This window comes from Ruegeria sp. HKCCD7251, assembly GCF_013031165.1.
Classification (GTDB): domain Bacteria; phylum Pseudomonadota; class Alphaproteobacteria; order Rhodobacterales; family Rhodobacteraceae; genus Ruegeria.
In genome coordinates this window covers 180,191-195,083 of the sequence record NZ_WPZC01000006.1, presented here as the reverse complement: position 1 = coordinate 195,083, position 14,893 = coordinate 180,191, and the positions used below count along the sequence as shown (strand labels likewise).

Genomic DNA, 14,893 nt, shown 5'->3' with positions numbered 1-14,893 from the left:
GTTACTGGGCGGCCTCTTTCTGGTGCGCTGACGCCAGCAGGCTTGCCAGTTCCGGGCGGCATGATCCGCAATTGGTTCCGGCCTGCAACGCGTCGCCAATGGCTTCGACGGTCATCAGACCTTTGGTTTCGACGGCGGTGAGGATGGTGTTCACGCCTACGTCGAAACAGGAACACAGTACCGGGCCGGGGTCGGGCCGGTCCGCAGGTGCACGACCAGACAACAGGTCGGGGACCTGCGGCAGCGTCGCCAGATAGTCGCGCATCACGGCCACCGGTTCAGGTGCGACGAACAAGGCCGCCACCAGACGCCCGTTTTCGTGAAACGCAAGCCTCGCCAAATTGCGTGCCGGGTCCTCAAGCAGTGTGACGTCGGCGCCAGGCAGCCCAAACAGGTTGCGCGCGGCAGTTTGCCAATCTCTGACGCTCTCGGACCCTGCCAATTCCGCGCGGTAGCCGGATTTGGTGGGTGTTTGCGCCCAATATTCGCACGCAGGCGTCATTTCACGATCCGACACCGCAAACCCATACCATTTGGCGTTGAACCGGGTGATGTTCACCACGGACGCTTTGCTTTCGGGTTGCCCCGATACTGGGTCCGTCGCCGCCGCAACCACAGTGTCGATCCGGGCCGAAGGAGCGGTTTCCCCTGTCCAGTGGATGGGCGCAAACACCTGCCCTTTGGTGACATCACGAGTGATCCGCGCCCGCAGGATGGATGTACCATGCGGGCTGGAAACCTGCACCAAATCGGCGGGGTCTATTCCCTTGTCGCGCGCATCGTCGGGGTGGATGTCCAGAAACGGTTCGGGCAGGTGCGCGGACAGGCGCGCGGACAGGCCAGTGCGGGTCATCGTGTGCCACTGATCGCGTAGTCGCCCGGTATTCAGCCAGAACGGATAGCGTGGTTCGGTCTTGGCCGCAGGCGCGCGCCATGTGACCGGCAGCAGCCGGGCTTTGCCGTCAGGATGATAGAACTGCCCATCCGCAAAAAACCGCCCGCCCTGCCGGTTGGCGGTAATGGGCCAGCGCGTCGGCTCCAGAGCGTCATAGCCCGCCGCGTCCAGATCGCTAAGGCCCGAGATGTCGAAATCGCGCCCGAACTTGGCAGCCACACCAGACAGCGTGGCGTATTCGCGGAAAATCTCTCCGGGCGTTTGGTAATCAAAAGCCGAGGCCCAACCCATCCGACGTCCGACCTCGGCCAGAATGTCCCAATCCGCGCGGGCCTGTCCGGGTGCAGGCAAGACCGAGCGTTGTCGGCTGATCGTGCGGTCGGAATTGGTGACGGTGCCGTCTTTCTCGGCCCATGCGGCGGCGGGCAGCAGCACATCGGCCAGTCGCGCCGTATCGGTACGCGCCGTGATGTCCGAGACCACGGTGAACGGACAGGCGGCGATGGCGTCGCGCACTGCGTTGGCCTCGGGCATCGACACCACGGGGTTTGTATGGATCACCCACAGCGCCTTGATGCGGCCGTCGCACACGGCGCGGAACAGGTCGACGGCTTTGAGGCCCGGAGCCTCGGGCATGGTCGGGGCCGACCAAAAATCACGCACGGCGGCGCGGTGATCGGCGTTTTCGATATCCAGATGACAGGCGAGCATATTGGCCAGCCCGCCGACCTCGCGCCCGCCCATGGCGTTGGGTTGACCGGTGACTGACAGCGGGCCGCACCCGGGCTTGCCGATGCGCCCCGTGGCCAGATGGCAGTTCAGGATCGCGTTGACCTTGTCACTACCCGCGCTGGATTGGTTCACGCCCTGACTGAAGATCGTCACGACCTTTTCGGTGCCCATCCACATCTGACAGAACTGCGCGATATCGTCGGGGTTCAATTCTGTGACTGAGACGTCATCGGCCTGCGCGCTGTCCAGCGCCGCCTGAATGCCGGTGGTGTGGGTCAGGAAATCCGTATCCACAAGCCCAGCGGCGTCGATCTGTGTCAGCAGGTGATTGAACAGCGCCACGTCGCTGCCCGCCGCCAAGGGCAGGTGCAGGTCGGCGCTGTCACAAGACGCCGTGCGGCGCGGGTCTATCACGATGATCCTGGTCCCGCGCGCCTGCCGCGCCGCCATCAGGCGCTGATACAGAACCGGGTGGCACCAGGCCAGATTGGACCCGACCAGCACGACCAGATCGGACTCATCCAGATCTTCATATGTGCCGGGTACAGTGTCGGTGCCAAAGGCGCGTTTGTGGCCCGCAACGGTCGATGCCATGCACAGCCGCGAATTCGTGTCGATATTGGCCGAGCCGATAAAGCCTTTCATCAGCTTGTTGGCGACATAGTAATCTTCGGTCAGCAACTGGCCCGAGACATAGAAAGCCACCGAATCCGGCCCGTGTTCAGCGATGGTGTCGCGGAAGCGGTCGGCGACCAGTTGCAGGGCATCGTCCCAGCCGGTCTGCTCGCCCGAGACTACGGGCGACAGCAGCCGTTGCGACAGGCCCACCGTTTCGGCCAAGGCCGAACCCTTGGAACACAGCCGCCCCTGATTGGCCGGGTGATCCGGGTCGCCGGTGACGGTCAGGCCCCCCACGCCATCCGGTTGCAGCAGAACACCGCAACCCACCCCGCAATAGGGGCAGGTTGAGCGAGTGGCGCAGGCACTCAGGTCTTTCACGCGGCGCTCCTTTGCCCCAATGAGGTGCTGTCCAGCAGGATGCGTTCGCCGTCCAACTGTACCGAATAAGTGGCGATCTGGCCTTCATCCGCGCCCTGCGCCTGCCCTGAGTTCAGGTCGAACACCCAATTGTGCAGCGGGCAAGTGACGGATTGCCCATGCACGATGCCCTCTGACAGGGGGCCGCCCTTGTGCGGGCAGGTGTCCGAAGCGGCAAAGACTTCGTCCTCAGCCGTGCGGAACAGGGCAACGCAGCCAACGGGCGTTTTCACCACGCGTGCGCCGCGCAGGGGGATGTCGTCGATATGTCCGATGTCGATCCAGCTCATTCTGCGGCCTCCAATGTCAGATCGGCGATAGGCGCAAAGCGTTGGGCTTCTTTGGCGTGTTCTGCCCACGGGTCTTTGCGATAGATGGATTGGCTGAGTTCAAACCGCTCGACCAGTGCGCGGCGGTTGTCGAGGTCATCCACCACGGTTTCCTTGATCCAGTCGAGGCCGACCTTCGCCATCCATTTATACAGGCGGTCCAGATACTTGCCGCCCTCGCGATAGGCCTGAGTGACGGCCATGACGACCTCGATCGCCTCATCCTCAGTGGGCACCTGAACCAGCAACTCGGTTTCCTTGACGTCCATGCCAGCGGCACCGCCAATGCTGATCTGATAGCCACTGTCGACACAGACCACGCCGATATCCTTGCACGTCGCCTCGGCACAGTTACGCGGGCAACCCGAAACCGCTAGCTTCAGCTTGTGCGGCGTCCAAGAGCCCCAGAGGATCTTCTCTAGCTTCACGCCCAGCCCAGTGCTGTCCTGTGTCCCGAACCGGCAGTGATCGGTGCCGACACAGGTTTTCACCGTGCGCAGACCCTTGGAGTACGCGTGGCCCGAGACCAGCCCGGCCTTGTTCAGATCGGACCAGATATAGGGCAGGTCCGTGCCTTTCACGCCCAGCAGGTCGATACGCTGCCCGCCGGTGACTTTGACCGTGGGAACATCGTACTTCTCGGCCGCATCTGCGATGGCACGCAGTTCTGCCGGGTTGGTGATGCCACCCCACATACGGGGCACGACGCTGAATGTGCCGTCCTTTTGAATGTTGGCGTGTTTGCGTTCGTTGACGAAACGGCTTTGCGGGTCGTCCTGATATTCCACTGGCCAGTCGGCCAGCAGGTAGTAGTTCACCGCCGGGCGGCAGACATGGCAACCGTTCAGCGTCTTCCAGCCCAGCTCCTGCCAGACGGCTTCCTGATTTTTCAACTCTTGCGATTTGATCAGGCGGCGGATGTCTTCGTGGGTCAGGTCGCAGCAACCGCAGATCGGTTGGGCGGTGGGCATCTGGAAGTCATCGCCCAGTGTGACCTGAAGCAATTGTTCGACCAGTCCGGTGCACGTCCCGCAAGAGGCGCTGGCCTTGGTGGTCGCGCGGATCGCGCCCAGATCGGTTGCGCCATCTGCAATGGCTGTGGTGATGTCGGATTTGCAAACGCCGTTGCAGCCACAGATTTCCGCCTCAGGCGGCAATGCTGCAACGGCTGAGAGAGGGTCCGCAGAGCCGCCCCCCTGATAGGCCGGGCCAAAGATCAGCGTCTCACGCATCTCGGATACGTCCTCGCCATTGCGGATCAGGCCGAAGAACCAGTTGCTGTCACCGGTGTCGCCATACATGACCGCGCCGACCAGCTTGTCACCTTCCAGCACCAGCCGTTTGTAAACGCCGCGCGCCGGGTCGCGGAACACGATGTCTTCGCGGGTCTCGCCCTCGGCAAAATCTCCGGCGCTGAACAAATCACAGCCGGTGACCTTCAGCTTGGTCGAGAGCGAACGTTGTTTGAACGCTGCGTCCTCGCCCAGCAGGGTCTGCGCCAGCACCTTGGCCTGATCGTAGAGCGGCGCGACAAGGCCAAAGACCTCGCCCTGATGCTCGACGCATTCGCCTACGGCATAGACATCGGCGTCCGAGGTGATCATTTGGTCATCGACATGAATACCCCGACCCACGGCAAGGCCCGTTTCCTGCGCCAGCGCGGTGTTGGGGCGGATGCCCACAGCCATCACCAACAGGTCGCAGGGCAATTCCGTGCCGTCCTCCAACAGCAGCGCCCGGGCCTTGCCATCCTTGCCCGCGATCTCGGTCGATTTGGCATTCAGCAGAACGGTGATGCCTTTTTCTTCCAGCGATTTCTTCAGCAGATACCCTGCGGCAGGGTCCAGTTGACGCTCCATCAGGTGACCCATGATATGCACCACGGTCACGTCAGCGCCGCGCGCGGCCATGCCTGCGGCGGCCTCAAGCCCCAGCAAGCCGCCGCCAATCACGACGACCTTGTTGCCCGTGCCCATGCCCATCATCTGTTCGGTGTCTTCCAGATCGCGATAGGCGATCACGCCGTCCAGGTCGTGCCCCGGCATCGGGATCATGAAGGGGTTCGACCCGGTGCCGAAGATCAGTTTGTCATAGGGAACGTGACCGTTTTCGCCTTCGACCACTTTCAGGTCGCGGTCGATTTTGACGACCTTCTCGCCAAACCGGCAGGTGATGCCGCGCTCTGCGTACCAAGTGTCGTCATGGGTGACGATCTCTTCATAGGTCTGATCGCCTGCGAGAACTGGGCTCAGCATGATGCGGTTGTAGTTCCCGCGTGGCTCGGCGTTGAACAGGGTGATGTCGAACGCATCGGGGGCAGCGTCGGTCAGGTGCTCCAGCACCCGGCCCGAGGCCATGCCGGCTCCGATGACAACCAATTTCTGTTTCATATCAGTTCACTCCGCGGCAATGGCTTTGGGGGCAGGGGATTTGGGCTTGGGCTTTGCGCCGTGCTCGTATTCCTCGAGGAAATCCAAAACCTCTTGCCGGTATTCGTAGTAATCAGGATGGGCCAGCAGCGCTTTGCGGGTGCGCGGGCGCGGCAGGTCGACATTGGTGATCTTGCCGATGGTGGCCTGCGGGCCGTTCGTCATCATCACCACGCGGTCGGCCAGCAGGATGGCTTCGTCCACATCGTGGGTGACGCAGATGGTGGTCACTTTGGTCCGCGACCAGACCTCCATCAGAACCTCTTGCAGTTCCCACCGGGTGAGGCTGTCGAGCATCCCGAAGGGTTCATCCAGCAGCAGCAGTTTCGGCGACAGGGCAAAGGCGCGTGCAATGCCAACACGCTGGCGCATCCCGTTCGACATATCGGCGGCGGATTTGTCCATCGCGTCGGCCAGACCGACCCGTTCCAGATAGTATTCCACCACATCCTGCCGCTCGGCCTGGCTGGCGCGCGGGTACACACGGTCCACACCGACCGAGACGTTTTCCTTGGCGGTCAGCCATGGGAACAGCGAGGGCGACTGGAACACCACGGCGCGTTCTGGGTCCGCGCCTTCGACGTGGCGGCCGTCCAGCTTGATCGCACCCTTGGAGATTTCGTTCAGACCTGCGGCCATGGTCAGCACCGTGGACTTGCCACAGCCCGAGTGGCCGATCAGCGAGATGAACTCGCCTCGGTTAAGTTTCAGGTTGAAATCCTCGACCACGGTCAGCGGGCCTTTGGGCGTGGGGTAGACCTTGTGCAGCTGGCTGAAATCCAGATAGCGCTCGTCGATCAGACCCGACTGTGCCTCCTTCACCGCAGCCGGAACACCATGGATCGGGGTCACGTCGGGCAGGGTCTTGGTGCCTTCGACCTTGGCCTCGATCCCTACATCCATCAGGTATTTCGTGACCTCGCCGCGCAGGGCCTTGAACGTCTCGTCATGATTCATCGCCGACCGGTCGCGCGGGCGCGGGATCGAGACCTTGAATTCGGTCCCCAGCGTGCCATCGGGGTTCAGCGGGATGATGCGGTCGGCCAGCAGGATCGCCTCGTCCACGTCATTGGTGATCAGGACACAGGTCTTGCGGTCGGACTCCCATATCTTTTCGATTTCTTCCGCCAGATTGCCTCGGGTTAGGGCATCCAGCGCCGACAGGGGTTCGTCCAGCAGCAGCAACTCGGGGTCCATCGCCAGCGCGCGGGCCACGTTCACCCGCTGACGCATCCCGCCCGACAATTCGGCGGGGCGACGACCGGCGGCGTGGCTCAGGCCCACCATGCGGATGTAATGGGCAACCTTTTCCTCTTTTTCAGGTTTGGGCATCTTGGTAAAAACCGCATCCACTGCCAGCCGCACATTGCCCGTCACCGTCAGCCACGGCATCAGCGAGTAGTTCTGGAAGATCACCCCCCGTTCCGGCGCGGGGCCGGTGATGGCTTTGTCGCGGAAGGTGACGCTGCCCTTGGTGGGGAATTCGATCCCCGCCATCAGGTTGATCAGTGTGGTCTTGCCGGTGCCGGAAAAGCCCAGCAGCACCACGAACTCACCTTCCTGAACCGAGAGGTTGATGTCTTTCAGTACATCCGTCGCAGCGGTGCCGGTACCGAAAGATTTGCTGACATTCTTGAAGTCGATCACAGCCATATCGGTCACCGGTTGTTCGAGAAGGTAAACAGCGACTGCAACGCATACATCACGCGATCCAGCAGGAAGCCGATGATGCCGATGGTAAAGACAGCCACCATGATCTTGGCGAGCGAGCTGGAGGAGCCGTTCTGGAACTCATCCCAGACAAACTTGCCGAGACCGGGGTTCTGCGCCAGCATCTCGGCCGCGATCAGGACCATCCAGCCAACGCCCAAGCTCAGACGCAGGCCGGTGAAGATCAGTGGAAGGGCCGAGGGCAGCACCAGCTTGGTGATCTTGGTATAGGTGTTCATTTTCAGAACTTTTGAGACGTTGACCAAGTCCTTGTCGATTGACGCCACACCCAGCGAGGTGTTGATCAGCGTGGGCCACAGCGAACACAGCGTGACAGTGATGGCCGAGATCAGGAAGGACTTCGCGAACCAGCCGTCATTGGTGACGTAAACGGCCGAGACGATCATGGTCACGATGGGCAGCCAGGCCAGCGGCGAGACCGGTTTGAAGATTTGGATCAGCGGGTTCAGCGCCGCATTTGCGGTGGGCGACAGACCCGCAGCGATACCCAGCGGAACGGCCACGATAGTTGCGATCAGAAAGCCGAAGAACACGGTTTTGATCGAGGTCCAGATCTGTGTGTAATAGCTGGGCGCGCCGGTATAGGCGACCTCTTTGACCTTTTCAGGCTGGCCTGCGTCTATGAACTTCTGGTTACGCTTTTCGACCATCGCCTCGAACTTGGCCTTTTTGGCGGCCTTGGCCTGCGCGTCCTGATGCAGGCTGACGGCTTCGGACCAGACCTGCGCCGGGCCGGGGACGGCCCCCAGCGAGGTCTGCACCTTGGGGGCCAGCGTGCCCCACATCAGCAGGAAGGCGAAGATGGCCAGCAGCGGTACGACCAGCAGGCGCCAAATCTCGCCCATCTGGGCGCGCGGGTTGTCGCCTGCGCCAGCCTTGAGGATCGGGGTGATCCAGGCCAGGCCCAGAACCTGAAACCATTTATCGGCGGCGTTGATCCGGGTGAACAGGCGGGCGCGGCGGGCCTCGCGTTCAGCATCAGCGGATAGCGTATCGTGGTTGATGGCTGTCATCTTGCGGTCTCCTGGCCCGGTCGATCAGCGCCAGGCGGGGGTGGAATTCTGTTTGGAAGGGGAAGCCCCGGCCAAACGGGCCGGGGCGAGGGGGCGTTAACCCTGAACTTCGGTGCCGATGACGACCTGCTCACCCTTCAGGCCGATCGGCAGGCTTTGCAGATAGGCGTTGGGCTGGCGGGCGTCATAGGGAATGCCGTCGATGATATCCTCGGCAGGCGTGGGGGCTTTGTAGCCATCGCTGTCCCAGGGGAAATCGGCTTCGTTGGCCAAGCCTTCGTCGACCAGCATTTTCGCAGCGTCCAGATAGATGTCGGGGCGATAGACGGACTTGGCGACCTCGTCATACCACGCATCGGTCTGCGGCTCGGCGATCTGGCCCCAGCGGCGCATCTGGGTCAGGTACCAGATGGCGTCCGAATAAAACGGGTAGGTCGCGTTATAGCGGAAGAACACGTTGAAATCGGGCACTTCACGTTTGTCACCCTTCTCGTATTCAAACGTGCCTGTCATCGAGTTCGCGATCACGTCATAATCCGCGCCCACATATTCCGGCTGGCTCAACATCTCGACCGCAGCGGGGCGGTTGGCGTTATCGTTTTCATCCAGCCACATCGCGGCGCGGATCAGAGCTTTGGTGACGGCGCGGGTGGTGTTGGGGTACTGCTCGGCGAACTCGGCATTAATGCCGAAAACCTTTTCGGGGTTGTTCTTCCACAGCTCGTAATCGGTGATGACCGGTACGCCGATGCCTTTGAACACGGCCTGCTGGTTCCACGGCTCACCAACGCAATAGCCGTAGATGGTGCCTGCCTCCAAAGTGGCGGGCATCTGCGGCGGAGGCGTCACCGACAGGAATACATCCGCGCCAATCTGACCGGTCACGTTTTCAGGGCTGTAGTAACCGGGGTGCAGACCACCTGCCGCCAACCAGTAGCGCAGTTCGTAGTTGTGGGTCGATACCGGGAAAACCATGCCCATGTTAAAGGGCTTGCCTTCGGATTTGTATTTCTCGACCACCGGGGCCAGAGCCTCGGCCGAAATCGGGTGCTGCGGGCGGCCATCGTCCATTTTCGGGATATTGGGCTTCATCTCTTCCCAGACCTCGTTCGAAACGGTGATGCCGTTGCCGTTCAAGTCCATCGAGAAGGGGGTGATGATATGCGCCTCGGTGCCATAACCGATCGTTGCGGCCAGCGGTTGACCGGCCAGCATATGCGCGCCGTCCAGTTGCCCGTCAATCACACCGTCCAGCAGCACTTTCCAGTTGGCCTGCGCTTCCAGCGTGACGAACAGGCCCTCATCCAGAAAGTACCCGTTCTCATAAGCCACTGCCAGCGGGGCCATGTCGGTCAGTTTGATAAAGCCAAAGGTCAGTTCGTCCTTTTCCAGCTCCAGCGTTTCAGCCAGCGCCGGGCTAAGCAGGGCGGTGGTGGCGACAAGGCCTGCAAGCAATTTCTTCATGTGGGTCTGTCCCTTTTTTGGTCCCGGCCATCCGGGAGGGGTGAAAAACAAAAAGCCGCTGCACGCTCTGACCGGGAGGAGTGGTCAGAGTGTGAGCGGCTTTGCTCAGTCGTTCCCAAACTTTGGGAGGAATTCTTGCGGCACACGCCATTGCGTACCGATGGGCTCACAGTGGTAAATGCGCCGGTGCCGTTCAAGTGATTTTGCTGCGACGCGGCGTTAAATGCTGCGATTGCGCACTATGGGGCGCGGTTCTGCCTAATTCTTGGGCGTCAGAAATCCTGTGGGTCAAAAATGCGCCCGTCCAGAAACGCATCCCGTTTCAGCGATAGCTGTCCGTTATGGGATGCAACGGGCGTGGTGCCGCGAATCGCGCCTTCCAGCTTTTCCGACGCACCGGGCAGATCGGCGCCCAGCCCGACCATCTGATCGCGGTAGATATCGCTGCGGAACACGCTGCCTGCCTGCGCCAGCGCCAGATGGGGATCCAGACCGTATCTCTGAGCCAGACGATGCGCGATCCACTTGGCCTGACTGCGCCACGGGAAATTCGCGGCCCCGTCGTGAAACTCGACAAACCCCGGCACCTCGCGCTGCTCGGCATGCCCGGTGATCGTGAACCGACCCGACAGCGCCCGGTCGATCAGTTCCGAGGGCAGGTTCAGATAGGTATCGCGCGCAAGGATTTCGGCGGCGGCGGTGTGACTGCCCGGCTGATCCAACCAACGCCCGGCGCGCCAGACGGCCCGCATCAGCTTGCCCAGCAGGTGCGGCTCGGTATCCGCCCAGTCGGTGCGCACGGCCAGCACCTTTTCCGGCGCAAAGGCCCAGATCGCCTGACCGGGCAGCAGTAACGCCCCTGCCTGCGATTCCACCGCGACCGAGCCCCAGGGTTCCCCCACGCAGAACGCATCTACATCGCCTTCGGCTAAGGCCTGCGCCATCAGCGGTGGCGGGATGGTGCGCACCTCGACAGCGATTTTGGACAGTTCGGTGGCTTCAAGCCAGCAATGCAGCAGTTCCACATGCAGCGAAAAAGGGAAGGGCACGCCAAAAACCAGTGGCCCGTCCGCGACCGAGGCCAGCGTTGCGGCCGCCTTGAACGGATCGCGGAAATCGAACCCGTATCCCGTGTCGCGCAGGCGGGTCTCCAATGCGCGGCTGACGCCGATGACATCTCCATTTACCGACAGGACCGACACAGCGGACAAAGGCTGCGTCACCCCGCCCAGCCCCAATGCCATCGCAACGGGAACCGGCGACAGCAGGTGCGCCGCATCAACCCGCCCAAAGGCCAGCATATCGCGCACCGACGACCAAGAAGGCGCTGCGATCAGGTCCAGCTCGACCCCTTCGGCGCGGGCCAGGCCCATTTCATGCGCCACGATCAGGGGGGCGGCGTCCACCAGTGGAACATAAGCAACGGGCAGGGTCACGGCGTTCATGACAATAGCCCCGAGGCTGTGACCAGCGCCTCGGCCACATCGGCGACGCGGCGGCCCTGATCCATCGCGGCTTTGCGCAGCAGGGCATAAGCCTCTTCTTCTTCAACCCCGCGCGCCTTCATCAGCAGGCCCTTGGCGCGGTCGATTACTTTGCGTTCTTCCAGCGCGCGCTTGGTCTCGGCCAGTTCACGGCGCATCTGGCGCACGATCTGGAACCGCGCGATGGCGGCGTCCAGCACGGGCTTCAAGCGGTCCGGCTGCATCCCGTCGACCACATAGGCTGACAACCCAGCCTCGATCGCGGTCGAGGCCAGATCACCGGCAGCGCCCGACACGAACATGGCCACGGGCCGTTCCAGCGGGCCGGATGCCAGCGTCAGCTCCTCAAGCATGTCACGGGTCGGGTTGTCGATGTCGATCAGCACCACATCGGGCACCAGCGCGGCTATCTTGCGCGCAAGGCTGGAGACATTGCCGATCACATGCACATCATAAGCCCCGGACGACTTGAGCGCGTCGACGATGGCAATCGCACGCTCGCGGTCTTCTTCAACAACGACAATGGTCAGGGTATCGGGCATGGGACCTTTTCACTGTGCTTCAGAATGATCACAAGTGTTCCGGGCCCTTTCCGTTGCGGTCCGAGGGGAGCTGCCTAAAAATTAGTCAAAAGCTCACCGAGTCGCGTTAACGGACTGCAAATCTTTCGCCTATCGGAAACTCATGACTGCGGATCGGGCGAAATTGAATGTCGTTTTCCGACTTTGAAGCGTCTTTTCCGCTTGCTGCAGCGCGGCGGGCTTTCTAGGTGTGGCGGCGGGACACCCCTCCCCAACGAGGGGCGTGTATCTGGAAGGGTAATACACATGAGCATTGAACAACCGGTCACGCGGCCGGCCAATCCGCGTTTTTCCTCGGGCCCCTGCGCCAAACCTCCGACATTTGATCTGACTAAACTGGCCGATGCCGCGCTGGGCCGGTCGCACCGTGCCGCCGTTGGCAAGGATAAGCTGAAGGCGGCCATCGAAGGCACGCGCGAGGTGCTGGGCATTCCGGCGGATTACAAGATCGGCATCGTACCCGCATCCGACACAGGCGCGGTCGAGATGGCGATGTGGTCGCTTTTGGGTGAACGCAAGGTCGAAATGCTGGCGTGGGAAAGCTTTGGCGCCGGTTGGGTTACCGACGTGGTTAAGCAGCTGAAGATCGACGCTGAGGTGAAGACCGCCGAATATGGACAGATTGTCGATCTGACTTCGGTCGATTTCGCCAATGACGTGGTGTTTACGTGGAATGGCACGACCTCGGGCGTGCGGGTGCCCAATGGCGACTGGATCGCGGATGATCGTCAGGGTCTGACGATCTGTGATGCAACCTCGGCTGCCTTTGCGATGGACCTGCCGTGGGACAAGCTGGATGTGACTACCTTTAGCTGGCAAAAGGTGCTGGGTGGCGAGGCTGCGCACGGGATGCTGATCCTCAGCCCGCGCGCGGTAGAACGGCTTGAAAGCTACACCCCCGCATGGCCTCTGCCGAAGATTTTCCGCCTGACCAAGGGTGGCAAGCTGATCGACGGTATCTTTACAGGGGCTACGATCAACACGCCTTCGATGCTGGCGGTCGAGGATTACCTGTTCGCGCTGGACTGGGCGCGTTCAGTTGGCGGCCTGCAAGGGTTGATCGCCCGCGCCAATGCCAATGCGGGTGCAGTGCACGCCTTCTGCGACCAGAACGATTGGATCGCCAATCTGGCCGAAGACTTGGCGACGCAGTCAAACACCTCGGTCTGCCTGAAATTCACAGATGGGCGCATTCAGGACGGTGCAGCTTTTGCGAAAGCCGTGGCCAAGCGGCTTGAGGCCGAGAATATCGCCTTGGACATCGGTGCCTATCGCGACGCGCCTGCGGGCCTGCGGATTTGGTGCGGCGGTACTGTCGAGTCCTCGGATATCGAAGCGATGCTGCCGTGGCTGGCCTGGGCCTTTGAAGCCGAGATCGCGGCACAGTCTGAGGCTGCCTGAACCGCAAGTGCCGGGCTGAAGCCCGGCCTACACCCCCTCTCAACGTAGGGCGGGCTTCAGCCCGCCACCCGTAAAACTTTTTAAAGGACCAGAGAATATGGCCCCCAAAGTACTCGTATCTGACAAGCTCAGCGAAACAGCCGTGCAGATCTTACGCGATCGCGGTATCGACGTGGATTTCATGCCCGATCTGGGCAAGGACAAGGACAAGCTGGCCGAGGTGATCGGCCAATATGACGGCCTTGCCATCCGTTCGGCCACCAAGGTCACGCCGACCCTGCTGGAAAAAGCCGACAATCTGAAAGTCATCGGTCGTGCCGGGATCGGCACCGACAATGTCGACAAGGAAGCGGCGTCTAAGAAGGGCGTGATCGTGATGAACACGCCCTTTGGCAACATGATCACCACCGCCGAACACGCAATTGCGATGATGTTCGCCGTGGCGCGGCAAATCCCCGAGGCCAGCACCTCGACCCATGCGGGCAAGTGGGAAAAGTCGAAATTCATGGGGATCGAGTTGACCAACAAGACGCTTGGCGTCATCGGTGCAGGCAACATTGGCGGGATCGTCTGTGAACGCGCGCTGGGTCTTAAGATGAAAGTGGTCGCCTATGACCCTTATCTGGGCGAAGAGCAAGCCGCAAAGATGGGTGTCGAAAAGGTCGAGCTGGATGAGTTGCTGGCGCGGGCCGATTTCATCACCCTGCACGTGCCTTTGACGGATCAGACCCGCAACATCCTCAGCCGTGAGAACCTGGCCAAGACCAAGAAGGGCGTGCGCATCGTGAACTGTGCGCGTGGCGGTCTGGTCGACGAGGACGCGCTGGCTGACCTGCTGCAATCGGGCCACGTTGCGGGCGCGGCCTTTGATGTGTTCAGCGAAGAACCAGCCAAGGAAAACGCGCTGTTCAATCTGCCCAACGTGGTCTGCACACCGCATCTGGGTGCTGCAACGACCGAGGCGCAGGAGAACGTCGCGCTGCAGGTTGCCGAACAGATCTCGAACTATCTGCTGACCGGTGCCGTGGAAAACGCGCTGAACATGCCCAGCGTGACGGCTGAAGAAGCCAAGATCATGGGGCCGTGGATCAAACTGGCCGGGCATCTGGGGAGCTTCATTGGCCAGATGACGGATGAGCCGATCAAGGCGATCAACATCCTGTATGACGGTGTCGCGGCTGAGATGAACCTGGCGGCTCTGAACTGTTCGGTCGTGGCCGGGATCATGAAGAAATTCAATCCCGAGGTGAACATGGTTTCAGCGCCGGTTGTAGCCAAAGAACGGGGGATCAAGATCTCGACCACCAATCAGGACAAATCGGGCGCCTTCGAAGGGTACATCAAAGTGACCGTCGTGACAGAAAAGCGCGAGCGGTCTATCGGTGGTACCGTTTTCAGCGACGGTAAGCCGCGTTTTATCCAGATCAAAGGCATCAATATCGACGCCGAGGTGGGTTCGCACATGCTCTACACCACCAACGAGGACGTGCCCGGCATCATCGGTGCACTGGGTCGGACCATGGGCGACCACGACGTCAACATTGCAAACTTTACTCTGGGCCGGTCCGAGGCCGGGGGCGAGGCCATCGCCTTGCTGTACGTGGATGAGCCTGTTCCGGCCGAGGCGCGAGCGCAATTGGCGGAAACCGGTCTGTTCACACAGATCAAGCCGCTGAAATTCGACGTTGCGTAAGCATCTTTAAACGGACAACAAATTTAATGCCCGCGCTCAGGTAGTGCGGGCATTGTCTTTTTTCGCTGACCATCATAGGCCGCACACGCGGCGCGCTAAGAAA

At 61.4% G+C, this 14,893-nt stretch carries 10 protein-coding genes; 2 read left to right on the top strand and 8 right to left on the bottom strand.

Annotation, left to right across the window (positions count from 1 at the left end):
- Nucleotide 1: 1 nt before the first annotated feature.
- The 8 genes from GOX75_RS15610 to GOX75_RS15575 all read right to left on the bottom strand — a co-directional run bounded on the left by GOX75_RS15610 (nt 2) and on the right by GOX75_RS15575 (nt 11,657).
- Complete coding sequence (locus GOX75_RS15610) at nt 2-2,626, bottom strand: nitrate reductase (protein WP_171124614.1); 2,625 nt, start codon at nt 2,624-2,626, stop codon at nt 2-4.
- Nucleotides 2,623-2,955 carry a nitrite reductase small subunit NirD gene (gene nirD / locus GOX75_RS15605; RefSeq protein ID WP_171124612.1) on the bottom strand — a complete coding sequence of 111 codons (333 nt, stop codon included), beginning with the start codon at nt 2,953-2,955 and terminating at the stop codon, nt 2,623-2,625. The genes GOX75_RS15610 and nirD overlap by 4 nt, the downstream gene beginning before the upstream one ends.
- Nucleotides 2,952-5,384: a nitrite reductase large subunit NirB gene (nirB, locus tag GOX75_RS15600; RefSeq protein WP_171124610.1), complete on the bottom strand. Its 2,433-nt coding sequence runs from the start codon at nt 5,382-5,384 to the stop codon at nt 2,952-2,954. The genes nirD and nirB overlap by 4 nt, the downstream gene beginning before the upstream one ends.
- A 6-nt stretch (nt 5,385-5,390) precedes the next feature.
- Nucleotides 5,391-7,076, bottom strand: a complete 1,686-nt coding sequence (locus tag GOX75_RS15595; RefSeq protein ID WP_171124608.1) for an ABC transporter ATP-binding protein — start codon at nt 7,074-7,076, stop codon at nt 5,391-5,393.
- A 5-nt stretch (nt 7,077-7,081) separates the two neighbouring features.
- On the bottom strand, nt 7,082-8,167 hold the full coding sequence (locus GOX75_RS15590; RefSeq protein ID WP_171124606.1) for an ABC transporter permease: 1,086 nt from the start codon (nt 8,165-8,167) through the stop codon (nt 7,082-7,084).
- Between the two features lie 96 nt (nt 8,168-8,263).
- Entirely contained in the window at nt 8,264-9,631 is a 1,368-nt protein-coding gene (locus GOX75_RS15585; RefSeq protein WP_171124603.1) for a CmpA/NrtA family ABC transporter substrate-binding protein, read from the bottom strand.
- A 272-nt stretch (nt 9,632-9,903) separates the two neighbouring features.
- Nucleotides 9,904-11,076, bottom strand: a complete 1,173-nt coding sequence (locus GOX75_RS15580) for a CmpA/NrtA family ABC transporter substrate-binding protein (protein WP_171124601.1) — start codon at nt 11,074-11,076, stop codon at nt 9,904-9,906.
- On the bottom strand, nt 11,073-11,657 hold the full coding sequence (locus GOX75_RS15575) for an ANTAR domain-containing response regulator (protein ID WP_171124599.1): 585 nt from the start codon (nt 11,655-11,657) through the stop codon (nt 11,073-11,075). Before GOX75_RS15575 ends, GOX75_RS15580 begins: the two co-directional genes overlap by 4 nt.
- A gap of 285 nt (nt 11,658-11,942) precedes the next feature.
- Between GOX75_RS15575 and GOX75_RS15570 the strand changes: the two genes are divergently transcribed.
- Nucleotides 11,943-13,097, top strand: coding sequence for a phosphoserine transaminase (locus GOX75_RS15570; protein WP_171124597.1), 1,155 nt, complete (start codon nt 11,943-11,945; stop codon nt 13,095-13,097).
- Between the two features lie 97 nt (nt 13,098-13,194).
- A complete protein-coding gene (serA, locus tag GOX75_RS15565; protein WP_171124595.1) occupies nt 13,195-14,790 on the top strand; it encodes a phosphoglycerate dehydrogenase in 1,596 nt (531 codons plus the stop codon).
- The last annotated feature ends 103 nt before the right edge of the window (nt 14,791-14,893 follow it).

Excerpts from the sequence above, each read along its gene's own strand:
- nirD (WP_171124612.1), bottom strand. The coding sequence starts at position 2,955 with ATGAGCTGGATCGACATCGGACATATCGACGACATCCCCCTGCGCGGC.
- nirB (WP_171124610.1), bottom strand. The coding sequence starts at position 5,384 with ATGAAACAGAAATTGGTTGTCATCGGAGCCGGCATGGCCTCGGGCCGG.
- GOX75_RS15595 (WP_171124608.1), bottom strand. The coding sequence starts at position 7,076 with ATGGCTGTGATCGACTTCAAGAATGTCAGCAAATCTTTCGGTACCGGC.
- GOX75_RS15590 (WP_171124606.1), bottom strand. The coding sequence starts at position 8,167 with ATGACAGCCATCAACCACGATACGCTATCCGCTGATGCTGAACGCGAG.
- GOX75_RS15585 (WP_171124603.1), bottom strand. The coding sequence starts at position 9,631 with ATGAAGAAATTGCTTGCAGGCCTTGTCGCCACCACCGCCCTGCTTAGC.
- GOX75_RS15580 (WP_171124601.1), bottom strand. The coding sequence starts at position 11,076 with ATGAACGCCGTGACCCTGCCCGTTGCTTATGTTCCACTGGTGGACGCC.
- GOX75_RS15575 (WP_171124599.1), bottom strand. The coding sequence starts at position 11,657 with ATGCCCGATACCCTGACCATTGTCGTTGTTGAAGAAGACCGCGAGCGT.
- GOX75_RS15570 (WP_171124597.1), top strand. The coding sequence starts at position 11,943 with ATGAGCATTGAACAACCGGTCACGCGGCCGGCCAATCCGCGTTTTTCC.
- serA (WP_171124595.1), top strand. The coding sequence starts at position 13,195 with ATGGCCCCCAAAGTACTCGTATCTGACAAGCTCAGCGAAACAGCCGTG.